24 protein-coding genes are annotated in these 24,641 nt (G+C 42.7%); 5 read left to right on the forward strand and 19 right to left on the reverse strand.

Annotation, left to right across the window (positions count from 1 at the left end):
* Positions 1 to 82 precede the first annotated feature (82 nt).
* The 4 genes from QT327_RS02265 to QT327_RS02280 all read right to left on the reverse strand — a co-directional run bounded on the left by QT327_RS02265 (position 83) and on the right by QT327_RS02280 (position 7,234).
* A complete protein-coding gene (locus QT327_RS02265) occupies positions 83 to 1,552 on the reverse strand; it encodes a RagB/SusD family nutrient uptake outer membrane protein (protein WP_289551894.1) in 1,470 nt (489 codons plus the stop codon).
* Positions 1,553 to 1,556: 4 nt separating this feature from the next.
* Positions 1,557 to 4,622, reverse strand: a complete 3,066-nt coding sequence (locus QT327_RS02270) for a SusC/RagA family TonB-linked outer membrane protein (protein ID WP_289551895.1) — start codon at positions 4,620 to 4,622, stop codon at positions 1,557 to 1,559.
* Between the two features lie 80 nt (positions 4,623 to 4,702).
* Complete coding sequence (locus QT327_RS02275) at positions 4,703 to 5,641, reverse strand: dihydrodipicolinate synthase family protein (protein WP_289551896.1); 939 nt, start codon at positions 5,639 to 5,641, stop codon at positions 4,703 to 4,705.
* A 27-nt stretch (positions 5,642 to 5,668) separates the two neighbouring features.
* Entirely contained in the window at positions 5,669 to 7,234 is a 1,566-nt protein-coding gene (locus QT327_RS02280; RefSeq protein WP_289551898.1) for a sodium:solute symporter family protein, read from the reverse strand.
* Between the two features lie 352 nt (positions 7,235 to 7,586).
* On the opposite strand from QT327_RS02280, the gene QT327_RS02285 reads away from it, so the two are divergent.
* Positions 7,587 to 8,303: a cupin domain-containing protein gene (locus QT327_RS02285; protein ID WP_289551900.1), complete on the forward strand. Its 717-nt coding sequence runs from the start codon at positions 7,587 to 7,589 to the stop codon at positions 8,301 to 8,303.
* Positions 8,272 to 8,463, forward strand: a complete 192-nt coding sequence (locus QT327_RS02290) for a helix-turn-helix domain-containing protein (protein ID WP_289551902.1) — start codon at positions 8,272 to 8,274, stop codon at positions 8,461 to 8,463. The genes QT327_RS02285 and QT327_RS02290 overlap by 32 nt, the downstream gene beginning before the upstream one ends.
* Positions 8,464 to 8,604: 141 nt before the next feature.
* Here the strand turns inward: QT327_RS02290 and QT327_RS02295 are convergent, their stop codons facing one another.
* Together QT327_RS02295 and QT327_RS02300 are read right to left on the reverse strand one after the other, a co-directional pair.
* Positions 8,605 to 8,766, reverse strand: coding sequence for a hypothetical protein (locus QT327_RS02295; protein WP_289551903.1), 162 nt, complete (start codon positions 8,764 to 8,766; stop codon positions 8,605 to 8,607).
* Positions 8,767 to 9,546: 780 nt separating this feature from the next.
* A complete protein-coding gene (locus QT327_RS02300) occupies positions 9,547 to 10,509 on the reverse strand; it encodes a hypothetical protein (RefSeq protein WP_289551904.1) in 963 nt (320 codons plus the stop codon).
* Positions 10,510 to 10,679: 170 nt separating this feature from the next.
* On the opposite strand from QT327_RS02300, the gene QT327_RS02305 reads away from it, so the two are divergent.
* The gene (locus QT327_RS02305; protein WP_289551906.1) at positions 10,680 to 11,333 is read left to right on the forward strand and encodes an alpha/beta hydrolase; all 654 of its coding nucleotides are present in this window, start codon (positions 10,680 to 10,682) and stop codon (positions 11,331 to 11,333) included.
* A gap of 239 nt (positions 11,334 to 11,572) precedes the next feature.
* Complete coding sequence (locus tag QT327_RS02310) at positions 11,573 to 12,979, forward strand: TlpA family protein disulfide reductase (RefSeq protein WP_289551907.1); 1,407 nt, start codon at positions 11,573 to 11,575, stop codon at positions 12,977 to 12,979.
* A gap of 121 nt (positions 12,980 to 13,100) precedes the next feature.
* On the opposite strand, the gene QT327_RS02315 is transcribed toward QT327_RS02310, so the two are convergent.
* Both QT327_RS02315 and QT327_RS02320 read right to left on the reverse strand, forming a co-directional pair.
* Positions 13,101 to 13,472, reverse strand: a complete 372-nt coding sequence (locus QT327_RS02315; RefSeq protein WP_130855180.1) for a type II toxin-antitoxin system VapC family toxin — start codon at positions 13,470 to 13,472, stop codon at positions 13,101 to 13,103.
* The gene (locus QT327_RS02320) at positions 13,466 to 13,681 is read right to left on the reverse strand and encodes a hypothetical protein (RefSeq protein WP_130855179.1); all 216 of its coding nucleotides are present in this window, start codon (positions 13,679 to 13,681) and stop codon (positions 13,466 to 13,468) included. Before QT327_RS02320 ends, QT327_RS02315 begins: the two co-directional genes overlap by 7 nt.
* A gap of 463 nt (positions 13,682 to 14,144) precedes the next feature.
* Between QT327_RS02320 and QT327_RS02325 the strand changes: the two genes are divergently transcribed.
* Positions 14,145 to 15,620, forward strand: coding sequence for an aminotransferase-like domain-containing protein (locus QT327_RS02325; RefSeq protein WP_289551909.1), 1,476 nt, complete (start codon positions 14,145 to 14,147; stop codon positions 15,618 to 15,620).
* Between the two features lie 153 nt (positions 15,621 to 15,773).
* Here QT327_RS02325 and QT327_RS02330 read toward each other — a convergent pair whose 3' ends face one another.
* The 11 genes from QT327_RS02330 to QT327_RS02380 all read right to left on the reverse strand — a co-directional run bounded on the left by QT327_RS02330 (position 15,774) and on the right by QT327_RS02380 (position 24,576).
* Positions 15,774 to 16,520 (reverse strand): SDR family oxidoreductase, encoded by a 747-nt coding sequence (locus QT327_RS02330; protein ID WP_130855177.1) that lies wholly within the window; start codon positions 16,518 to 16,520, stop codon positions 15,774 to 15,776.
* A gap of 337 nt (positions 16,521 to 16,857) precedes the next feature.
* Entirely contained in the window at positions 16,858 to 17,766 is a 909-nt protein-coding gene (locus tag QT327_RS02335; RefSeq protein ID WP_289551910.1) for a helix-turn-helix domain-containing protein, read from the reverse strand.
* 7 nt (positions 17,767 to 17,773) lie between these two features.
* Positions 17,774 to 18,130, reverse strand: a complete 357-nt coding sequence (locus QT327_RS02340) for a hypothetical protein (protein WP_130855175.1) — start codon at positions 18,128 to 18,130, stop codon at positions 17,774 to 17,776.
* A gap of 3 nt (positions 18,131 to 18,133) precedes the next feature.
* Positions 18,134 to 18,331 carry a hypothetical protein gene (locus QT327_RS02345; RefSeq protein WP_149105923.1) on the reverse strand — a complete coding sequence of 66 codons (198 nt, stop codon included), beginning with the start codon at positions 18,329 to 18,331 and terminating at the stop codon, positions 18,134 to 18,136.
* An 18-nt stretch (positions 18,332 to 18,349) separates the two neighbouring features.
* Positions 18,350 to 18,784 carry a DUF2147 domain-containing protein gene (locus QT327_RS02350; protein ID WP_289551912.1) on the reverse strand — a complete coding sequence of 145 codons (435 nt, stop codon included), beginning with the start codon at positions 18,782 to 18,784 and terminating at the stop codon, positions 18,350 to 18,352.
* Positions 18,785 to 18,794: 10 nt separating this feature from the next.
* A complete protein-coding gene (locus QT327_RS02355; protein WP_130855173.1) occupies positions 18,795 to 19,577 on the reverse strand; it encodes an SDR family oxidoreductase in 783 nt (260 codons plus the stop codon).
* Positions 19,578 to 19,709: 132 nt separating this feature from the next.
* Entirely contained in the window at positions 19,710 to 20,753 is a 1,044-nt protein-coding gene (locus tag QT327_RS02360) for a DUF6268 family outer membrane beta-barrel protein (RefSeq protein WP_130855172.1), read from the reverse strand.
* A 28-nt stretch (positions 20,754 to 20,781) separates the two neighbouring features.
* Positions 20,782 to 21,300 (reverse strand): hypothetical protein, encoded by a 519-nt coding sequence (locus tag QT327_RS02365; RefSeq protein ID WP_149105926.1) that lies wholly within the window; start codon positions 21,298 to 21,300, stop codon positions 20,782 to 20,784.
* 114 nt (positions 21,301 to 21,414) lie between these two features.
* Positions 21,415 to 22,737, reverse strand: coding sequence for an MFS transporter (locus QT327_RS02370; RefSeq protein ID WP_149105927.1), 1,323 nt, complete (start codon positions 22,735 to 22,737; stop codon positions 21,415 to 21,417).
* Between the two features lie 41 nt (positions 22,738 to 22,778).
* On the reverse strand, positions 22,779 to 23,555 hold the full coding sequence (locus tag QT327_RS02375; RefSeq protein WP_149105928.1) for an SDR family oxidoreductase: 777 nt from the start codon (positions 23,553 to 23,555) through the stop codon (positions 22,779 to 22,781).
* A 91-nt stretch (positions 23,556 to 23,646) separates the two neighbouring features.
* Complete coding sequence (locus QT327_RS02380; RefSeq protein ID WP_130855168.1) at positions 23,647 to 24,576, reverse strand: helix-turn-helix domain-containing protein; 930 nt, start codon at positions 24,574 to 24,576, stop codon at positions 23,647 to 23,649.
* Positions 24,577 to 24,641 lie beyond the last annotated feature (65 nt).

Below are 24,641 nucleotides of genomic sequence, written 5' to 3' on the forward strand. Positions count from 1 at the left end.
ATTTTCACTTGGGCCATTGCGTTTATTAAGATCGCTGCACTCAACCCTATTGTTAACAAATATATCTTCATCTTTTTCGTATTTAATAACCTTCGTTCTGAACTAATTTGGGATCGGAATCCATGACCACCTGAGGGATGGGAAAGTGCACATGAAAATCCTTGGCATTGCTTTTTCCTCTGGCCTGTGCCCCGGAAATAAACTGCCCCATACGAATCAAGTCCATCCTGCGATGACCTTCGGCATAGAACTCCCACCCTCTTTCACGCAAGATCTGCTCGCGCAGGCTTTGTTGATCAAAATTACCTTGGTTCAATGCCGCAAGACCTGCACGGGCACGTACTTGGTTGATCAGTGAGATACTCTCGTTATTGGGGCCAGTCAGCTCATTGAGCGCCTCTGCCCGGCACAGCAGAATGTCGGCATAGCGGATGTCTGGAATATCATTACCATGTGACGCTCCCTGCGCGTTGGGATCGGGCCAATATTTAAAACATCGGGTATTATTGTTGTTCAATAAAGAGATGAGCTGTCCTGATTTATCCACGTATTCGCTGATGAGCAGGTTTCGACGCTTATCACCTTCTTCAAAGGAGTTGTAAAAGCCATCAAGTATGCGAAATTCATTTGGCCAATTTAACCATGTATTTGCAAACTCAAGGCCTGTTCTAGGATCTTGTTGGAAATTATCAGGAAATGAGACATTCATCCATGAATTTGCAGACGCTCTATTCGAACTTGCAAAAGCAGGTCTCACAAAAATATATTCCGGATTGCGTTCATTTTCTACTTTAAACAAATCTTCGTAATTGGCGAAGAGCTGATAATGATTCAACGCGATAACTTGCTGCGCATAGGACGCGCTCTGCTCCCAATCTTTTATATTGAGATAAAACTTTGCCAAATAGGCCAGCGCCGCCCCCTTATTGGCTCTGCCATATTGAGCCTCATCGCTGGGGTTTGGTAAATCGTTTACAACTGCAGTCAACTCACTGGAAATAAAGCCACGCATCTCTTCGTCGGACGCCTTGGCCAGTTGAAGCTCCTGCTTTGAGCTTGTTCTTAAGGGTACGCTCCCAAAAAAGAAGTATAACTTATAGTAATTGATGGCTCGTAGAAAACGAAACTCTGCCGTAGATAGGGCCTTTTCTTCTTCGGACATGTTCGTCACATTCGCTATGTTCTCTAGCCCGATATTAGCGTCTCGAATGGCCTGGTAAGGTGGGTCCCAATTGGTAACGAGAAAATCTACCGTGGGATCCCAAGTGAATTCAATATAGTTGCGGGCGTCTCGCTCAACATTATCTCCCGATTGGAACAAGATATCCGTGGTCCATTCTTGGGGTGCAATTACATAGATCGAATTGTTCGAATTCATATTGGCTGTTCGAGCATAGGTATCCGTTAACAAAGATGCAAGGCCCTCTTTGGTATTCAGAAAATTCTCGGGAGCAAGTTGCGAAAAGACTTCTTCTTTCAGAAAATCTTTGCAGCCTTGTAGACTTCCCATTATTATGAACAGCAAACTAGCAATAAATATTGGCTTTTTCATGGTATTAAAAATTTAAGGTTGCACCAAAAAGGTAAGTACGCGGAGCGGGATATGCATTCCAGTCCATCCGGAAATTGGCTCCCCCATTGGGATTTAGCGCCGGATCGAAACCGGTATAATCCGTAATGGTATACAGGTTCTGCCCGGAAACATAGACCGTAGCCCCGGCGATAGGCCCTGACTTAATGGGTAGGTTATAGCTGATACGCACGGTGTTCAAACGTATATAGGATGCATCTTCAACGGTATAATTGTTGACACCCTTTTGCCCCTGTGTATTGGGTGTAACAAAAGACGGATAAACGTTAGAGGGGTTTTGCGGTGTCCACCGATTCAACAAAGGTTCTGCCAGTCGGTTGCGACGCAAATTAGGTGGAAAATACGTATCTACCAGGTTATTATTTAACATACTGACGCCCTGCACGCCCTCAATAAAAATATATAAACCAAATCCCTTGTACTGAAAATTATTAGTTAGTGAATAGGTAAAGTCTGGAAACGATTTGCCGATAATAACGCGATCAGCGGCATTGACTGTTTTGTCGCCGTTTACATCGAGGTACTTGAAGTCCCCCGCTTGTACGTTATCCACCGTGGAGGAGAAATCATCATTTTCCTGCCAAATACCGACAATCTGGTAACCATAAAAGGAGTTAAGGGGCTCGCCTTCTTGGATGATAGCCACCTGACTGGTTGAGCCAGCCGACCCGGTGATGATGTTTGGTATACCGCCTAAGCTCTTGACCTTGTTACGAAGGGTTGTAAACATCGCAGTGGTTGTCCACTGGAATGCTCCAATTAGATTATTGGAGGTAATACCGAGCTCCAGTCCGCTATTTTGTACGCTGCCGACGTTCGTCATCATGGTTGAAAAACCTGATGAACGGGGCACGGGCAGGTTGAGCAACATATCCTTGGTGTCTTTTTTGTACCAATCGATCGTACCGCTAATGCGGTCTTTAAATAGGCCAAAATCAATCCCAATATTTACCTGTTCGGAACTCTCCCATTTCAAGTTCGGATTGGGAATGCGACTGGGTGCAATGCCGATGACCTGCACACCATCCAGTACAGCGGTCCAGCCACTGCTGAGCGTGGATAAAGATTGATAGTTCCCGATTTCCTGATTTCCTGTACGCCCCCAGCTCGCCCTCAATTTCAAGGAGCTAATGCTATTGATCGATTTCATAAAATCTTCCTCCTTAATTTTCCACCCTAAAGCAAAAGAGGGAAAATAACCGAAGCGGTTGTTCTCCCCAAAACGGGAGGAACCATCAGCCCTAAAAGCAGTTGTAAACAGATATTTATCTTTATAGCTATAATTTATTCTCGCTAAATAAGAGAGCAAGCTATTGATCGCCTTGTTACTGGTATTTTGCCGGGTTAAGGGATCACCTAAGTTTAAATTATTGGTCCCCGTAGCATCAGAAGCGAAGCCACGTGCGGAGGCAAAAAAATTGTCGTCAATGAATTTTTGTCCGGTCATGCCGACGACGGCGTTGATTTGGTGTTCGGCAAATGACCGATTATAGGAAAGGGTGGCTTCGCCTAAGTAATTGCTGTTTTTCCCTTGTTCGATGCTACCAATACCTCCGGCAGCCAAACCATCGATGGTACTCCGGTCGACATAGGTATCGGTTCTTTGGCTCACGATATCCCCTCCTACATTTATCTTCGCCTTGAACCCATTTAGAAAATTATATTCAGCATAAGCGGTTCCAAACGTACGGTAACTATTGGAAAAGGCATCCTTACCATTCGCAATGGCCAGTGGATTATCAATATTCATGTTGGGTGATAGGAAATATCGGCCATTATCTGCCCATACGGGTAAGGTTGGATCGTAATTTATGGCAGCATAGATGACGCCTGCACGCTCATTGAGATCAAAGCCATTGGGCACGAAATCATCTTTGGTATAAGACGTATTGATATTAACACCCAGTTTAAAATTTTCCTTAACACGATGCTCCAAGTTCAACCGAGCACTGTAGCGTTTAAATGCCGAATTAATAATCAGTCCATCTTGAGCATAATAATTAAAAGAGGTGTTGAACTGCGTATTTTCATTTCCTCCCGAAAATGATAAGTTATGATTATGCGTTGGTGCATTTTTCCGAAAAACGGATCCCAGCCAATCGGTACCATCATTTGTAAGAGTAGCAACACGATCATTTTCGCTGCCACCGCCCGCGTCTATAATGTCATTCATGACCTGTTGATACTCACCAGCATTTAACAGCTTGATATTATTGGCCACCTGCTGTATGCCCCCATATGCGTCATACGTAATGCTAAGTCTGCCAGCTTTTCCTTTTTTTGTAGTGATCATCACCACGCCATTTGCCCCCCTCGACCCGTAGATAGCGGTAGCTGAAGCGTCTTTCAATATTTCGATTGATTCAATGTCTGCCGGATTAATGGTATTTAAGGGATTTCGTGGTGCCCTTGAATTGGTAAAATTCTCTCCTCCCCCACTTACCACCGTCGAATTGTCGAGTGGAAGGCCATCGACGACGTAGAGCGGACTATTGCCGGCATTGATAGACCCTACACCGCGGATATTGACCGAAAAACCACCACCCGGTTCACCGCTATTTTGTACGACCTGTACACCTGGTGCTTTACCAAAAAACAACTGATCGGCCGAAGCAATTGGTCCCTCATTAAAATCCGCTCTTTTCAAGGCGGTTACCGAACCCGTGATGTCGCTCTTTTTGACTGTACCATACCCTACTACTACAATCTCCTCAAGCTGCGATGCATCTGGTGTTAGCAGGATTTTTAACGCGCTGCGATTATTCAATTTAATTTCTCTGGGTAAATACCCCATGTAACTGACGCTTAAACTGACCTGCAGATTAGGCACCTGCAGGGAAAAATGGCCTTTCTCATCGGTGGAAACACCGATAGTTGCACCGACTACTTTGACGCTGGCGCCCGGCAACATTTCGCCGCTGAGCTCATTGGCGACGGAACCGCTAATGCGCACCTGTGCGAGCACCTCGTTGATGCACATGAGCAAGAGAACGGTGCTTACAACGACCTTTATCTTTACTATAGTTTTCATGGTTAAATAATTAGTTGTTTAACGTGTTATATCGGATGGTGCTCCCCGCACCGCTACTGCTAATTTATTATGGCGACTGTTCAACCCAGCACTGCAGGAATGTCCAATTGCTCGAACAAAAGTTTCCGTTCGCGCTCAAGTTCTTCCAAACCGCTCTTTACGAGGTCATCCAAGTCGGTATGTGCTGTTCTGCAAAAAGTGCCGATGCCTAGACCCCGTTTACGCAAATAGAATTTGGCAATAAGAGGATAATTGGTATGCATGAGGTCCATGTGCTTTATGAAGAACTGCTGTACGCGATTAACCATCGTCTCATTCTCTTTCTGCTCATAATGCTGGCACAACCAAACCACCAATTCCGGAAAATAATTTCCCTGTATGCACGATAGTCCTGCCGCGCCACTTTGCAAAGAGGCTACCGCATGCGCCATATAGGCGTCATAAAGACCGAAGGCTGCGCAATGCTGGGTGCCTGCTATTTTCTCACGTACCTGCTGTATATCTAAAGAGGTATCTTTATGATAAATGACGCGACCCGTATCCACAAACTCTGCCAAGAGATTAGGTTGTAGGAGACGCTTGTAGGGTTCGGGGCATTCATAAAAACCGAAAAGTATTCCCTCCGTACGATCAAGCAATTGATAGAAACGCTTGCGCAATATGTTATCGTCTTCCTTTTTATTCGCCAAAATGCCACTTATCAAGATAATGGCTTCTGTACCCTGGTCATGAAGTTCCTTAATGAAATCCACCTGTTGGGCAGTCGTCCCTCCAAAGCTACCTGTAGCTACTACAGGTACTCTTCCATTGGCTGTTCTGACAATATGTTTGGCAACCTGAATGCGCTCTTCTGGTTGCAGGTGGTACATTTCGCTCGACTGGCAATTGGCAAAAAGCCCAGATGCACCTGCCTCTAAATAGAACTCGGTGAGTTGCGTTAATCCCTCAAAATCAACGGCACCATTTTCTAAAAAAGGGGTGAGCATAACAGGTACAAATTTTTTCTTTTGCTGGTTCATATAATAAATGGATAGATTGTTAAAGGCCTATATATTTTTACGGGAAAATGTGCGTAAACGGGACAGCAGGCTTCCTATCAGAAAAATGCTGAGTGTGCCCACCACAATGATCATATTTTTATCCAGCGGGCTCTTCAAGGATTTCATATCCTGTGGCAGGTACTCCGAAAAGGTCATCCAGATGATGATGATGATCCCAACAGCGGTTGCAATTGCCGCATCGGCATTGTGCGCATATTTGCTAACCAAACCCAGCAGAAACAAGCCTAACATACCGCCGGCGAAAATGCCGGAAAGTATCCACCACAAGTCGAGCACACTGGATATACCGATCATCGCGATTCCTGCAGACATACCGCACAGACCAACAACGACCGTGGCAATATGTAAGGCACGTAATGTTGTCCGCTCGTTGGTAGGGGCTTTGAAATAGCGTTTATAGATATCTTCAACAAAAACGGTAGCACTGGCATTCATACCAGAACTTATCGTGCTCATAGCGGCCGATAGGATAGCCGAGATGATGATACCAATTAGGCCGGTGGGTATTTGCGTCACCATGAAATGCGGCATGACCTTATCCCCATAATCCGCAGGTTGCAGGGTGGCCGCAAGATGGGAGATTTCCGTCGCTGTAGCCCCTGATCCTAGGCGCTCAGCCGCAGCTTGTAATTTTACAGGCTCGATTAATGCGGGATTGGCTTGATAATACACATATAAGGAAGTGCCTATTAGGAAAAACAGCAGAGAAGTAGGCACATAAATCCAAACACATAACCAAATGGATCGTGCAGCATCTTTGGGTGATTTCGCTGCATGATAACGCTGCACATAGTTTTGATCCATTCCGAAATTATTCAGATTGATAAACACCCCATATAGGAAGATGACCCAAAAAGTGGAGTGATTAAAATCAAAATCAAAACTTCCTAAACTGATTTTCTTTTCACTAAGCCCAACCCAATTGATTGTTTCGATGCCTCCATCTATACGATCGATCAGTAAGTAAAGGATGAGCACGGCGCCGAAGGTTTTAATGACACCTTGTACCACTTCTGTCCATATTACAGCTTCTATGCCACCTAATACGGTGTAGATAATGATGCATATACCGGTGACCGTCATGATAAGTTCCATCGAATAACCCGTAAGCGCTTGTAGGCTTAGCGCTACACCAAAAAATACTGAACCGATACGGGCCAGCTGGGTTAATAGAAAACAGGTGACAGCATAGGTTCTGGCCCATGGTCCAAAGCGTTTCTCTAAATGGGTATAGGCAGAAACCTCACCCGAACGGCGATAAAAGGATACGAAGAAACGACTGGCGAAAAAGGCAGCGACTGGCATAGACAAACTAAAAACAAAGGCATTCCAATTGCTTCCGAAAGCTTTGCCAGGAACCCCTAAAAAGGTATTGCTACTTAAAAAGGTAGCGTAGATGGATAGCCCGATCGCCCAGGAAGGGATGTTCCCGGAGGCTTTGGTAAATTGATCCGCACGTTGATTCCGAAATGAAAACCAAAAACCAACACCGATCATTGCGATGAGATACAGGCCGATAATACACAGATCCACAATTGGTAACTTATTCATTGGTTTTGCTTGTTAGGTATAATAATTGGTTTACCAGGAACAAAAATGCTAACTTTTTAGCCGTGCCGATTTGCCCTGAATTGCCGAGTTTTTGTACAATTTTATCCTATGTATAATGGACACCTGTGCTTATTGCCGTCTAATGGTATTTGCAAGCTGGTTAAAATAATTGCTCAAAGATCAATAAGGCCAAAAGCTTGTATAATAAAACCACTTTCTATATGTTTGTGTCGTTATAGGATGTTGACATAAAACTAACGACATTCATACTTAACCAACTATATATCTGTGTAGCAGCGGCTGTCTATCCTAACCCAGATAGCTTATTGTTTAATTGATAGCAAAAGCCAATATGAAACCACATTTTCACAAAGTACCGATACAGATGAGGAGCTCATTTAGTGTTCGACATGACGTACAGCCCAATTTTGGTAATGTTTGGCATTACCACCCTGAGTTGGAATTACATTATGTGGTGAAAGGTGAGGGTACGCGTTTAGTGGGCGATCATGTTGGCAGTTTTCATGCCGGAGAGTTACTTCTGTTGGGAGAAAACCTGCCCCATACTTGGCACTGTCAGGAGGACTATTTTGAAAAATATGCAGAAAATTATGTTGAAGCAATTGTAATACATTTTTCATCCTCTTGTTTAGGACATGAATTCTTGAACCTGCCTGAAACAAATGCCTTAATGCGGCTATTTGAAAAAGCGAAACGGGGTATGCAGATTTTCGGCACCAGCCGCGAGCAATTGAAACAGCTTATGATGCAAGCTGTTATGGCAGAAGACTTACGGAAAGTCATTTTATTATTGGAGATATTGGAGATATTAACCAAAACACAGGAATATCGAAATATCAGTACAACGTTTCCGTTCTTGAAAGCTACAGAGGGAGATATGGTGCGAATGAACAGCATCTATAATTACACACTCAACAATTTCACTAAAGACATTTCGCTGAAAGAAATTGCCTCTGTTAGCAATTTGACGATGACCTCGTTTTGTCGGTACTTTAAAATAATGACAAAAAAAACCTATGCCGATTTTTTTGAACGAAGTCCGCATTAATCATGCCTGTAAACTGTTATCTGAAAACACCTTACAGATTGATGAGATTTGCTATACCTGTGGCTTCAACAATCTCTCTAATTTTTATCGGCAATTCAAACGCGTTACGCGCTACACCCCAAAGGATTTCAGACGACGTTATAATATTTATCTAAGTTAAACTCCTACTTGATTTTCTATCGAACGCTTTTCTCTCCTTGAAAATAAAAAAGCCATGCATTTCTAAATGCATGGCTTGTAGTATATATTTTTAAAACTATTAATCTAGTTTTTTCTTTTTGTTCAATTGCGCGCGAACCTTTTAAACGAATTCAATTGAAACATCTGCCGCTTCAGCAGCCTGTTCTATGCTAAAGCCAAATTTTTCCAAGAGATTTGAAATAACCTGACTTTTGCTTTTTTGTTCACCCTTTTGTATTCCTTGTTTTGTTGCCCTGTCGAGCATCAGTTCTTCTATGCCCATAGCTTCGCTCTTTCCTTTAATCCTTTGTATTTGTTTATCAAAATAACATTATTATACTGATTATCAAAATGTACAGCTTAATCTTGCCAGCTTGTCCACAACCTTCGGCGAAAATTCATCTTCTTTGGGCGGGAATAACTGCTCGAGTTCCTTACAGAAAAAATAGTGTTATATTTGTGCTACCGCAAGATCGGGAAAACGAACGAACATTTATTATCAAACAATATGAGAGCATCTTCGCCGAAACAAACTGACAGAAAAAAGGCTGTCAAGAAACGTTCTCTTTCCTCTTCGGGCAAAGAATTAAACGAGATGCACATACTGGACGTTTCGCCGGCATGCACAGCAACCTCGAAAAAGTTGAACCGGTTTTTATCCCAGGTTATAAACTGCGGGGATAGCGGTTATTTTTCTTAAACACCAAATGAACGCAAAGCTGGAAACCTTCATAAACGCCTAGAGTCAACCAGAACAGATCTATTCAAAAGTCTCCCTTTAAGTTCCGTATTTTTTGTCATTTCTTCTCTAAAATTACTTCAACTAGCTTTAAAATGATCACTGTCCCGAAACAGATCCAGAAGACAATCAACAGATTATTGACCCTTTTTTGAAATTTAGTGGTTTTTATCGGAAGCAAGCAACTCAGACTATGAGTACGGCTCAAAGCATTCAATAGGGATATCATTTTACCATAATCCCATCTATATCTATTAATTAAATAAATGCGATATAATATGCAAAATAACCCAATGACGGCAAGAATAGGCGTTATCACTTTTATCATTTCAAACCTTCAGCTCTTTTCTTAATAATCTGCAAAATATTGCTCTGGATATCCTTCATAATCCAGCATGCCCACCAACTTGCATAGAAATTGAAAGTGGTGCTTAAGGTAAACTGACTGTATAAATGCAAGCGGTAATTGTGCCCGGACAACTCCTTAAGTTGATAGGTGCCGTTTAATACATCAAAATACCTTCCTCCTATGGTTATGTGCTCATCAAGAGTTGTTGACGGAATTTCATAGGGATTTGCTTTAATGGTAAATTCCATTTTTTTTAGCGGCTCGTAATGGGTTACTGTCTCATGGAAAACCAAGCCTTTGCTAAAAATGGCTTCGCGATAAGCACCTACTCCTTCGTAGTTAAGTTCTGCCTTTATTGGACGAGGAAAACCAAGGGTACGTGTAAGCCAACCTTTGTCCTGTTCTCTTGCTATCTCAGAGACTCTTGTAACGTTTTGCCAGATGCTCTCCGGCTTACTTTGAATATCAATGTAAGTATAAGCGCTGTAGGTTCCGGGTATTGCTTTCAATAATTGCTCAATGGGGGAAAACAAAAAGGGCAATAAGACAAGTACCGAGATTTTAAAAGTTTGTCGGTGCTTTTTCTTCTTAAGGTATCCACCAATGAGTCCTCCAATGGATGCGCCTATCAGAAATAAGGGAAGTGCCATGAGCCAACATGCCCAGCCTTCTAGGTTAACTACTATGGTAATTACAAAGAAGAGGAAGATAGCGAGCCAAGGTGTAAAAATCTGATATTCTTTTTTCACCGCTTTTTCTATAGGCGAGAAATAAACCACCAAAACCCCAACGATTAAAGGCAAACAAAATAAAAAGCTCAGGCTCATTACTGAAAATAGGTCTTGCCAAGTATCAACCCCGAAAAATATACGTAGTATAATAGCATAAAGTACGGGGATTAACAGTACTTTGATGGTGGTTGACAGGGATTTCTTCATAGATCGAGAGATACTGATAGGTTTTTTTGTGTTTTTGCGTTAGCTTTATGTTGATCTAGTTTTACTTTGCGAATGTAAGCATTATCAATAGGAATTTTTTAATTTTCAAGTTTGTCACTTGAGAAGAAATAAGCAACATAAAGTCTAAATTAGACGACTTAATATTTTAAATGTATACGGTTTATTTTTTTAGCGGTTTGGGTGCTGACGAACGCGCTTTCCAATATTTGGATTTGGGATTAGATCAGGTCAACATTCATCATATAAAGTGGGTTGAGCCGCTTTCAAAAGAGGACCTTACTCCTTATGCAAAACGACTAGCCGCGAATATGTTAAAAGAAGATCCGATTTTCATCGGTCTATCTTTTGGTGGCATCATGGCTATTGAGGTGGCTAAATTTGTTAATCCGCGAAAAATAATCCTAATCGCATCTGCTAAAACTTATAGAGAAATTCCTTTTTATTTTAGATGGGCGGGTTTGCTTCGTCTGCACCGTTTAACGCCGCTCACTTGGCTTAAAAAACCCTCTTTGTTTAATAGTTGGTTGTTCGGCGCTAGAAGTATCCGCGAGAGAAAATTGCTTAAAATGATACTGCAAGATACAGACGCAATGTTTCTTAAATGGGCGATTCAATGTATTATTGATTGGAAAAATATAGACATTCCGGTCGGACTAACACATATTCATGGAGAGGCAGATCGCATTCTACCTATTCGTTTCGTTAAACCTGATATTATTATCTCGGATGGTGGACATTTAATGACAATCGATAAAGCGAAAGAGATATCGCAATATATCAGAAATATAATCTCCAACACTTAATAAACTACTAATTGAATTCAATAGAACATCCAGAATAACACCAGAATAGATTTTTGTTTTAAATATTTTTGAACATCACGTTAGTAGCGCAGAAAAAGATTTTTGATTTTAAAAAAATGAGAAGATTTAGGAAAGTATAAATTTCCTCCTATCGACGATTTGGCAAGTGTATCTACGCTATTACGTTTGAAACTTTTAAAAAATAACTTAACTTCATACCAATTATAACTTCCTATTTTATGATACAACGAATAAGTCTGTTAAGTACCGTACTTATTTCTCATCTGCTGTTAAACTGTCTGCTTGTCTCAGCGCAGGAAGACGATTCTGTAAAATTTACGGCTATTGAGGATAGTGTCATTTCTATAAGAATGCAGAAAATGCTCGGTAGCGGCCCTGATGGCAACATATCCTTTTCAATAGGGGTACAAATGGATTATCCTGAAGAAATAAAGGCCTGTAACCCTAATGTCACCGGTATTCCGGAAAGCATTCGCCAGGCAACTGCTTCCTTTTTAATATTGGATAATTTTCAATTCTATTTTCAAAATTATATTGCAGGAAAAATGCCTAAAACTTATTTCCTGCAGGAAGCAAAAAAAGCCGGATGGGATTTAAAGGATACCCTGTTCCTTTCTCGCGAACCCCTGCGGTGTATACTGCAATTTGTTACGGGTTTAAACGACAAAGGTGAAGCCATTTTTATTGCAGATATTAATGGGAATAATGATTTCTCTGATGATGCGATAAAACGCTTATCGAGTTTAGCTCATTTAACGTATGGGGCGTCGCCGATTCCCGTTCCGGTGGATTACAGTGAAAGCGGTCAAATTCTTAAAGATACAGTGCATATAATTTTAGCAAGCCACGAAAAGGACAGTGAGGGTAAACCCATGCTTACTATAACGTATCCTGAGTTTTATTACCGAAAAATATACAGTAACGGGATCCCTTATTACTTATGCTGTGGGCGTTCAATCGGTGATCCGCTTAGATTGTATGTCGTGCCGGAACAACCGAATTTCAGTCCAATGCAGAGGGACAAAGGTTACAGATTGGGCGATCTGATCCAATTAAATGGTAATTCATTTATTTTCAAAAATAGTTTGAGTCACGGCAGGATAATACGTTTGGAAGGGAAAGGCCTAGGCGCCATTCAGATCGGTCAACAGCAGCCCGGATACGCAGATGTAACCCGCGCAGATATCGATACGAAATCTGTGAGAAATCAAGTAGGTTTTATCGCCCCAACGGTAGCAGGTACAAATATAATCGATAACAAAAAGATCAATACCGATAGCCTCAGGGACCGCTGGGTTTTTATCGACTTCTGGAGCACTACCTGCGGCCCATGCATAGAGGAGTTTCCAAATCTGAAAAAGCTGTACGGAACGGTGGATAAAAGCAGGGTTGAGTTCATTGCTGTGGTTGATGAGCGTCGTGGAGCTAGCCTTCAGGAATTGATGAGGAAACATGAACTTCCCTGGCCTACACTTAAGATGGGAACCGGCACAACCATGGAAGGCTATGACATTTATTCTTACCCTACCACTGTACTGATTGATCCAAAGGGTAAAATTGTACAAAAGGATATACGCGGGGAGGAATTAAATAATGTATTGCAGGATTTGCAATTGTTGCAATAATTGGATTTTAGAGGCGTACTTCGTACGCCATACGTTCCTCCCTGCCTACCAGCATGCAGATTTAATTTCGATGTTTCTTGATAAATAATGCTCTTCTAGAAGTTTTTGCAGAACTAAGATATTAGAGGATTTCTAAGTTCTCAATGCGCTTGAAATGTTTTTTGTTCAGTGTAACAATCGGCATTTCATGAACCAAACAGGTAGCAGCGATAAAAATGTCTCTAAATTCAATCATCTTATTCTTTAGTCTTAACTCATGATATAACTGAGCCGCCTTTTGTGCTACCGAATCTGTAAAGGGAAGTACAGTAAAGTATGCCGTGATAGCTTCCACATCTCTTATTTTATCGCTCGTAGTAGCTCCCATATAGAGTTCATACAGCGTAACAGCCGAGGTATAAAGACCATTATCCGCAGAGATCTTATACAGTGTGGTTGATAGTTTATCTTTTGCCCGCAAGTGTTCGATAAAAACTCCTGTATCAACTACCATTGCTGTGGTTTTAAACTATCAAAAGCCTTTTTGCTCTCCTCAAAAATTTTCAAATCGTCATCAGACCATACGGACACCTCTGCCAGCTTCGATTTCGCCTCTGCCACATCTGTTCTTTTTTCCTGCTGAATAACTACTCCTAGTTCTTTCAGAATCTGCTTTACTAAAGCAGTTTTATTTTCCGGTATATTGATAGTCAACTTCTCCATATTACAAATTTACTAAAAACATGAGATTTGAAGAAATCGTTAATACGCATGCTTTCCTATATCAAAATGATAAGCTGACAAAACCAGGTATCTTGCCCATGCGCTACATATCAATACTATAGAGAAAACAATTAATAAAAAGAGAGTCCTGCAAATAATAGCACAGAAGATCATTAAGGAACTTCAATACTAAATACTGCCATATAATGAGTAATTACTACGCTTCAATTGTTCGAAGGTAGAAACACAAAAAAATTACGCACGTTTTATCTATTGACGTAAAGATTACATCAGTTAGTGACTATACGAACTTGTTTGGATTTAGACATGCTGCAGACCTATTGGTTTTGATTACCCCTAATGTAGTTGATTATGCCTTAAATCATGATACTTTTAGATAGAAACAAAATTTTTCCGTAAATTATGTTCCATTATTTTGTGCGTCGAGCACACACCTTTAAATATGGCAGTTCAAACATTACCTTTTAGTACCCTCATCGCTGTTGACAGACAGTCCGCAATACCTATTTTCAGACAGGTTGCAAATAGTTTGGTGGAACTGATAAAGAATGGAAAACTAAAACCCGGGTATCAATTACCGGCAAGTCGGGATATGGCGTCAATGTTAACATTAAACCGTACAACGGTAGTTGCTGCCTATGAAGAACTGCAGGCTCAGGGTTGGCTTGAAGCGATAAAGCGGAAAGGCAATTTCGTTGCGCAGCAGTTACCGGTAATGAGCCCCAAGTCGTTCGACATGGGCACCTCAGCGAAATTTCAATCAAAGGACCAAGAGATCTTTTATCGACAGGTGGCTATTCGAAAACCAATAACCAAGCAGCTAAAACCTTACCAGCTAATGATTAATGATGGTTATCCTGATGCCAGAATTGCACCGGTAGACCTGATCGTTGATCGGTACAAATTTTTATCAAGAAAAACGAATGTTCATGATAGGTTATTAGCTGACGGCTCAAAGGGTAGTATATCGTTAAGAACTGAGCTTGCTCTTTTTTTGTCGAAGACCAGAGCCCTCGATATTATCCCTGAGCAAGTGCTGATTACTCATGGTGCACAATTGGCAATAGCTGTCGCGGCCAGTATGATACTCCAGCCTGGTAGTACCGTTGTTGTAGGCGACCTTAATTACGTCTTGGCAGATAGGCTTTTTGAACAGCTAGGCGCTAAGCTTATAAAAGTTAAGGTTGATCAGGATGGTATTGATGTCGATGCAATTGAAAATATCTGCAAGCAATCAACACCGAGTCTGCTTTACATCATTCCACACCACCACCACCCCACAACGGTTACGCTCAGTGCCGAAAGGCGAGTCAAACTTTTAGACATTATTCGCCGCTATCGTCTTCCTGTAATCGAAGATGATTATGACTATGATTTTCACTACGCAAGTGCCCCTATATTACCTTTAGCCAGTGCTGAACACGATGGCTACGTTCTTTACATTGGCTCAATTTCTAAAACATTGGCTCCAACTATCAGGCTGGGATATTTAATTGGCAGTGAAGACTTTATATGGCAAGCATCGAAGCTAAAACAAGTTCTAGATATTCGTGGTGATGTATTATTCGAAGAGTCTGTTGCCCATCTTTTCAGCATCGGCGAAATGCAAAGGCATTTGAGAAGATCTGTAAAACTATACAAAAGAAGGCGGGATGAGTTCTGCGAACTATTAAATTCTTCTTTGGGAGATATTGCCAATTTCAGTACTCCTAATGGGGGTATGGCAGTTTGGACTTTATTTAATCCTGAATACTCCATACCCCAACTCTCAGAAAGGCTTGCTACCCAAGGCATATACATGAACGATGGCAGCATCTATAAATATAAGCATGACGTCAATGGAATAAGGTTTGGCTTTGCCTCGCTGAATATGAGTGAAATGCAATCTTTCGCAAATGCACTAAAACGATCCCGATAAACATCCCTGCAATTATATTAAGGCAATCTAATGGAAGGCTTAGCTCTATGCTTAAAGTGGAGCCTCATTTCCGCTGAAAGCTGGAATGTCACAACCTAAACAGAAAGATTTCAATAATATAATCCGATAGATTTTGTAAAGGTCCTCAATGTATTATGATGACTTTCTTGTCCAATCATCGAACCTTATCTTACCTGGATAGAAATCGCCGGCAGGAACCAATCCTGACTTTGGCATGCTATGGAACATGTATTTGTCATCCTCGTTAGCTACCACAACTTTATCTTCACCTTTCACCTTCAAATAGTTTTCCACGAAGTTGTTCATCAATCCGCGGTCAGGCCCTGCTATTTCAACGATCTTATTTTTAGGCTGTTCCAAAGCGAACATTACCACATAATCTACAACATCTTGCAATGCGATCGGTTGATAGTCAATTGTTGAAACATGGACGTTCCGGCCTTCGCCCTGAACAGCGATGATGGTGCTTACATGTTCATGAAATTGTGTTGAACGGATGATAGTATAGGGTATGCCTGATTCGATTACGGCATCTTCCTGATACTTTTTTGCTTGCAGATACCCTATATGTTGTGCGCGATCTGTTCCGACAATAGAAAGTACTAGGTGGTGCTTAATAGCTGCAAGCTTTTCAGCTTTAATTAGATGTTCAGCGGCGGTACGAAAAAAATCCAAAGCGATTTGATCATCTGGCGATTGCGAATTAGAAAGATCGATTACGATTTCAGTTCCCATCAAGGCTTTTGCCAGTCCTTCCCCCGTCAGGATATTGATGCCGGATGAGGGCGCTCCAACAATTACCTCATTCCCCATACTTTCCAATTTTTTACTTACTCCTTTGCCCACAAGGCCGGTTCCTCCGATTACTAAGATTTTCATGATTCATTTATTTAAATAAAACTTAATCAAACAAAAACAGACGCCGATTATAAATGCGAAGCTACTGCCTTGTTTATTTACAAAATACGATATAAAACAGATAGAGATGACCATCCAATATTCGGATTTGCGACAGTCCAGCTTTTGCATTCAACTAAATAGAATAACGAAAATATCACTGGATACTACGGCCAGTTAGGAAAAGTAGTGTTATCGAAGTGATTAATGTATAGAAAAAGACCCGACCTAATGCTTCCGACGAACCGGCTACAGTCATTTGGTTACAAGTCCAGGCAGAATTTTACTGTTGCATACTGGCCCGAATTACCTGTGCATTTCAGTTGAAGGATTGCCTGAAATCCAATGGGCTTTGCTTAGTCTTGCTTTTAAATAATTTATTGAAAGACTGAGGATGCTCAAACCCGAGTTGGTAGGCGATCTCACTTACAGACATCTGCGTCGTAGATAATTTCTCTTTGGCCTTTTCGATCAGCTTCTCATGGATGATCTGTTGCATCGTCTGACCGGTCAGTTGTTTCAACAGGCTACTTAAATACTTAGCCGATAGGTTCAAAGCTTCAGCAAAGTATTGCACGCTTGGCAGCCCTTTAGAAAGCAGCACTTCGTTCTTAAAATAGCTTGTTACGATTTCTTCCACCTGATTTAAGACGTGATGGTTAGTGATCTTTCGGGTGATGAACTGACGTTGGTAAAAACGCTCGGCGTACTGCAGCAAGGTCTCCAGGTTGGAGATAATAATATCTTGGCTGAATCTATCCATATTGGAATGATATTCAGTTTTAATATTTTTGACCAGGTCATTGATCACTATTTCCTCCTTATCAGAAAGGAAAAGCGCCTCACTGGTACTATAGCCAAAGTAATCAAAACGCTTGATCTTGACAGCAAGTGATGTGTTCCAAAGAAAGTCGGGGTGTACGAAAAGCATCCAACCTTCCAGATCAGGCGGCACACCGTTCGCTTCACCACGCAAGATCTGGCCGGGAGCCATAAAGGCCATAAGGCCTTCGTCGAAATCGTATTTCTGTTGCCCGTAATGTAAACCGTCGCAACCTCTTTTCATAGATATCACATACAAGTCGAAAACGACCGCCTCTATTCCTGTGTCATTTTTCAGGCCTTTCAGATCCACGATGCTGATCAGCGGATGATGGGGTTTCGGTAGTCCCATCAAACGGTGTATCTCCGTTATGGAACTGATTCGGTAGGGTTTCCTGTTTGTCATACTACATTTACTTAAATTTGAACGGATACTTCAGCCATATCATAATTAATGGCATAACTAAAAACGGGATTTCTATCAACGCGATGCGGTAATTTCCTGCTCGTAGCGCCAGCCCCATAATCATAACAATCAGGGCCGCATTTAGCATATTGCCCAGAAAAAAAGTGCGTGGGATGAGTAAAAGTACGCCAACCGCTATGGCTGCACAAGCAAGATATGGAATGAACGTTTCGCTGATTCCTAAGCTTTCCATCATCTTAACGGATTCCGGATTGCTTTTGTAGTATACGGTATCCCAGGCATGTTTAAAACTAAGCGTTACCGAAATGAACAGCAGTGCTGCGGAAATAATGATTCTTATCATAGTTTAGTTGAGGACAAAAGTGTTCATGATGTAACCTCCGATTATCGCTATCGGCACACCGATCATTGCACTTGTTAAAGCTTTTCTAGCCTTATTTGGATGTGCCTTTCTGTGTCTGAAATAAAGGAAAAATCCTATAGGGGGAAGGGCATTGGAAGCGACAAACCAAAACCTCGACAGCCTGTCTTTATTATCTTTCATGAGCGTTGTTTTTATAGTTTACTGAACTCTTTTCCATTTAAATGATTTGCCCATCAATGGGACACCTTTGTAACCCCGGGTTTCCAGGTCATTAGGGCCTTTCAGTTTACCTTTGAGACCATACGTGTTTCCATCCTGTACGCTATACAGGGTACCATCCACGTATTCGCCGTCCTTATAGACAAGGCCGGTGATATGCGTCAAACCTTGCACAGACCTGCTCCGGAGTTTTTCATTCGGATTTTTAACGTCCTTCTTTGATGTTTTGCCATCTGCTTCGAACATCTCTTTCGACCATAAAAGTTTGGCGGAATAGGTGTTGCCCGCTTTGAATACCTCGATCTTGTAATCATCACATTGCCACACCCCTGTGATCCGGTCAGCAGGTAATTTCTGTGCGAAAGAGGTTAGTGATAACAGCAGTGCGAACACGGCTAAAATTGATTTTCTCATAGCTGATTATTTATTGTTGATTATTCAGTTTTTTAAATTTTTTAAATTCCCTGTGTCCTAACTGCATCAGTTGGTTAGGCACCAGTCTGCTTAGAAATTTTATCACATTCACCAGAAATGGCTTGATCTCAGGTGTATCGTTCAGAAGTCCTTTGATGGCTACACTGACCAGTTTATCCACATCCATCATTTGGCTTGGGTTCGGTGGCAACACCCAATCATGCTGAAGATTAGTATTCACCCCCGGAGGAACCAGTTCGAATACCTTGACACTGGTTTTGTTCAATTGAAGGCGTAGGGCTTGCGTGTACGCATGAATTCCGGCTTTTGAAGCGCTATAAACCGGAGCGGTAGAATAAGGCATAAAAGCAATGGCAGAAGAGACGTTCACAATTGCCGCAGCAGGCTTTTTGATCAGGTGCGGTAAGAACTGATGAACCATCCGTATCGGTCCCGTGAGATTAATATCGATCTCACGGGTGACGTTTTCCAAGTCTTTGCCGGCATCCTGAACGTCAAGCAACCGCATTTCACCTGCATTGTTGATTATGATATTCAGATCAGGATATTGTTGCGTCACCTCCTCGTAAAGGCGCTCAATATCCAGCGGATCGCTTACATCGCTCTGAAAGACGTGTATTTTTGGGAAACGCCTTTTGGTATCATTTAAAGCTTCTTGTTTACGACCTGTAACGATGATGGTTGATCCCTGCCGGGTAAGTTGCCTGACAAGTTCCAAACCTATACCGCTGGTTCCTCCTGTGATCAGGATGGTGCTATTCTTTAAGTCCATATTTTCTCACTGTTGTTGATGCAAAGTTCAGCCAATATCGTTGAGCAGATGTATCCAAAAGTCGCGAGGTTGTAGTAAAAACACCATTTGCTTGATAGCGTAATTTCAGCGGGAACGAAATTGTCTAAAAACTTACTTCTTTCGCTTCGAAAAGGGGTTAAAAGAAAATCCGATGTTGGCGTAAGGCGCCGCGTCAGCTCTGCCTTCCCAAGTGTAATCCGTGAACGAACGGTCTTTTTCAAACGTGCGTGCGTATGGATTTATACGGACACCGGCCCGCAACGAAAGGGTGATGCTTCCCGGTAAAATGTGCTCATAAAGCAGTCCCGTGTTCACGTCAACCTGGCGATACTGATAGGTTGTGCCGTTTTCGTCAAGATCGTTCAGAAAGAAAGTGGTTTGCGGGTCGAGTTCCCAACCTGCGGAAAGCCTGCCATTGCTAAACACTTTTTTTCGCAGGTAGGCATACCGTGGCAGAAAAACATCTGCCATCAGGCGCTCATTGAACTTATGCTCTAAAAGGAATGTTGGAATCACACGGATAAATGTACCAGGATCGGTAGTGTATAAAATTCCGACATTGATCTTCGTTCTATTGTTCGCTTTCAGAACAATAGCGCCGGTAAACAGCCCGCGAACCCTTTCCAGCGAACGTTCACTCCAATCAACATTGACACTGCCGCTATAGATGACGGTCTTTCCAAAGAGTTTCGAGAAATAGACAACGTTCAGCCCCTCTGTATGATAATGAAGATCTCTGCTGACCGTTTGTGATGTAGCCGTTGTGGATGTCGGGAAGTTGTACTCAGCAGAGACATATCGGTAAAAACCATTGGCCTGTACCAACCATCGGCGGTTTTGCAAAAGATTAATATTGGCACTAGCACTCAGTTGTGACCATTTGGTAAACTCGCCATCCGGAAGATCCTGTCCTCTTAGGGTAGACGAGGAGTTGTAATTGCCGTATTGTTTGTAGTCTATGCTAAACGGTCTGCGTTCGGCAAACTTATCCGCTTCATATTCAGCGACTTTTTTGGCAAGACTATCCTGGCTCTGCGCCTTACCGGCGAGGGGCAGCATTGCAATACACGTGATTACTGTTAGCGCCTGGATATAGCCGAAAGCTGCTCCTATTGAATGACGCGCGCTAGAAATTAAAAAATTGTGATTAAACATAATTGCTAAGATTAATTGTATGGAACTATTATTTTTTATGGCGGAGCCTGATCCTGACGAACATGTCTATGCCGCAGGTAGTCAGGCGTACGTAGCGTACAGGTGATCTGACGATATTTGTCCTTTGCAGGTGAATTTTGATCGCAATATGGATGATCTGGAAAACGTAAGTCCGCACCAGGTCGGACTTGTAGAGATAGTTGGATTCCATGCTACCGCATATTTTATCAAAGATCGGCGCAAGTGTCAGCACTTCTTCCTCATCCAATTCGATGCTTATGGGATTGCGCTCTTTAAAAAGATCGATGGCCTCGAAATTGCACCAAACACCTTTATCAAAAAATGCCTTTTCAAACGATGTGATATAACCCATATCCTGATCTTCCCATTCAAGATCGCTTGACCTGCAGAAGACAAGGGCCGGACGACCCGTTAAGGTGGCACTTATTTTTAGATAGATGTAAAACGTGTTTTCGTTTGGAAGCAACCTGCCCCTCCCGCTTCGACCCGATGGCCACCATTCGGCATAAAACTGATCACTTTTCATTTTTTCGAAAATATTACCAAGTATGCCAGCCCTAGGTCCAGACAATACCTATTTACACAGCTTTACCAGCCGTTATGGCAAACGCGCAGGTTTGCATGATAGTCAGTGAATATGTTATTTAATAAGTGAAAGTTGGTTGCCCATGTCTGCAGCGACATTTTGTCTGGGTGGTACGGCGAGGTGTCCTCTGATCTTTCTGCTGGCGATGAATAGGGCAATGCTGCTTAGTAAACTGGCAACAGGAACGATCATCATTCCCCAGCGCAAACCGTTTACCTCATAAGCCGCACCGACCGCATCACTGATCATGCCTACGAGCAGCGGCGATAGTGCCGGACCTAATAACCCGGAAGCGATCATAAGCAGACTGGAAGACAGTGCCTGCTTCCTTGCCCCTGCTATAAGATGACCTGCGCCAAAAGCAAATGGAAGCAGAAACGCAAAGGCTAGCATAGCAGGTACAAAAAGCGCAATGGACATCCAGCCTTCGGGCGCCAGGAGCCCTGCAATCGTTGCAATTGCGGCGATGCTGAAAACAATAGCTGGCGGATGCAATAAACGGCTTGCCTCGCGGTTTAAAGCGCTATCAAATAACCGTCCACCGCCTACTGTGCCGATGATGCCCATCAGCCCTTGTAACAAGCCGAAGGATAGCCCCACCTCGCTGGCTGTCATGCCGTGTGTCCGTATCAGGAACGGTGCAGTGAAGGCATAAAATGGCGCAGCGGCAAAACCTAAAAAGTTCGCGCCAATGAACATCCACAGGAACGCAGGTTTCGACAGCAACTCGCGGCCGGCGGACCAGATATTGCCGGTAGCACTGCCGGGCTGCTTCGAAGTAATGGCCGTCTTCCCTGTAAACGTCAACACCAGGATAACCAATAGTAATCCGACACCCCCCGCAACAAAAAGAGCAAAGCGCCAGCCTATATGATCACTTGCCCAGCCACCGACACCAAACCCTATCATTGTACCCAAAGGGATGCCCATCGAAAAAATGCCGAGCGCGCGACCACGCCGATGCTCTGGGATGTTACCCGCAATCAGTGCATGACTGGCGGGTGTTCCTCCGGCTTCTCCAAGGGCTACGCCAAAGCGCGAAAGCGCCATTGTCAGGAAACCTGCCGACAAACCACCCAGTCCTGTCATAATGCTCCAGATCAATACACACCAGAGCAAAACCTGCCTGGATGCCCCACGATCAGCCAACCGTGCAAGCGGCAGGGAGGCCAGTGAATAGATCGCTGCAAAGGCTATCCCATTGATCAGCCCTAACTGCGTATCACTGAGGTGCAATTCTTTTTTAATGGACTCTGCAAGGATAAAAGGTAATATGCGGTCGATCTGGCTGAATGCGCTGACCAAAAATAAGGTAACAATGAAAGCCGTTCTGCGCCAGCGGCTCAGCGGAGTTGTTGAAGTCAATTGATCGTTCATAACCATGATTTTGATTGTAAGTAGAATTTTTTTGAGGGAAATTATTTGCCGGACATGGCTTTCTCGCCCATCTTAGTGGCTTGCGAAAGCATGAATTTGGGGGCAAGCCTGCTCAGGATACGCATGATCTTGGCACTGCCGGGAAAGATCTCGTAGGTATTGTTGATCATCCCTTTAATAGCTTCGTCTACAATTTTTTCGGGTGAGACTAACATTTTGGTATCAACTTCGCCGCCATTCCTGAACTTTTCATTCAGGGGTGTTGTAGAGCCGGGGGCGATCAGTTCGAATACCTTGATGCCGGTAGATTTAACCTGTACCCGCAGACATTGCGTGAAGGATCGTAATCCTGATTTACTGGCGCTATAGACAGGGGCAATTGGAAACGCACCAAGTGCGATACCGGAGGTGACATTTAGGATGGCAGCGGTCTGCTGTTTTTTAAGATGGGGCAGAAACTCCTGGACCATGCGAATGGGGCCCATCAGGTTGATCTCTATTTCGCGGGTAATATCATACAGGTCGTGATCTTCATACAGGGCAATCTTTCGCATCTCCCCGGCATTATTGATCAGCATGTTCAGCTCGGGAAACTTTTCTGTTACCTCTTTGTACAGACAGCTGATATCCTCGACCTTGCTAACATCACTTTTTATAGTGTGGATGCCAGGAAGAATCTTTTTTGTCTCTTCCAGTTTTTGTTCGTTCCTGCCGGTGATGATCACCCTATTGCCGAGTTGAAGGAGTCTGGAGGCAAACTCAAAACCAAAGCCACTTGTTCCTCCCGTGATCAGAATTGTGTTCTTGCTTAATTCCATGTTCTTTAATTTAATAGAACAAAGTTGGCAAGAACGGATCAGGAGGACTTTGCAAGAATCAAAACAATGTTTGCAAAAACGAAACCTTTCTCTAGTTTCTGAAAGTCAGAGGAGAGCAGTCCGTCTGCTTTTTGAAAAAGTTAGAAAAATGTGCGACCTCTTCAAATCCTAAACTAAACGCGATCTCGGACACATTCCATTCCGTTTGCCTGAGCAATATCTTGGCTTCCTGAATGATCCGATTACTGATCAGGCTTTTTGTCGTCTGGCCGGTCTGCTGTTTCAGTACACGGTTCAGATAGTTAACATGGATAGACAGCTGATCGGCATAGTCTTTAGGCGTACGCAGTTTAAGTCCCTGAAATGGCGAGGCGATGGGAAACTGCCGCTCCAAAAGTTCGGCGAACAATGAGGATACACGGGACGAGGCGTTATGCTCCTGGTAAAGATCAGTAGCAGGCTGCAACTTTTGACCGTAATGGATCAGCTCCATTAAATAGTTGCGTATCAGGTCATATTTATACGCATAATCGGAATTGATCTCCTTATGCATCTTTCTGAAAATCGCTTTGATCTCTTCCTTTTCCTGTTCATTGATATGGAAGCAGGGATACCCCCCCGGCTTAAATATAGGCAGTTCATCAAGTACAACACCACTTTTGGACTGTGCAAGAAAATCCGCGCTGAAAAGGCAAAAGTAGCCACGCTGATCCATGTCTTTGGCGATCCAGTTATAAGGGACCTTCGGCGTGGTAAACATCAGTGCCTGCGTTTCGATATCAATTACTTTATCAGCATATTCCGCCCGGTTGCGTCCATCAATTAGGTTGATCTTATAGTAGGCGCGCCTGTTGTAAGTCATATTAGGCTTTACTTTGATCAGTTTTGCCAATTCACTGACATCAAATACATTGAAATGGCCAACTTCCTTTGTAAGCCCCTGGGGTAATAACTGGCTGATGTCTTTGTTTAAATTATCTGAAGCTGTCTTATAAAAACCTTCAAGCGTAGTGATTTCCATATTGATCGATTTGCAATAATCAAACATAACCATTCTATTCCACCTTAACAAACATTCTTTAAAAC

Origin of the sequence: Olivibacter sp. 47 (assembly GCF_030372825.1) — a bacterium.
GTDB classification, from domain to species: domain Bacteria; phylum Bacteroidota; class Bacteroidia; order Sphingobacteriales; family Sphingobacteriaceae; genus Olivibacter; species Olivibacter oleidegradans.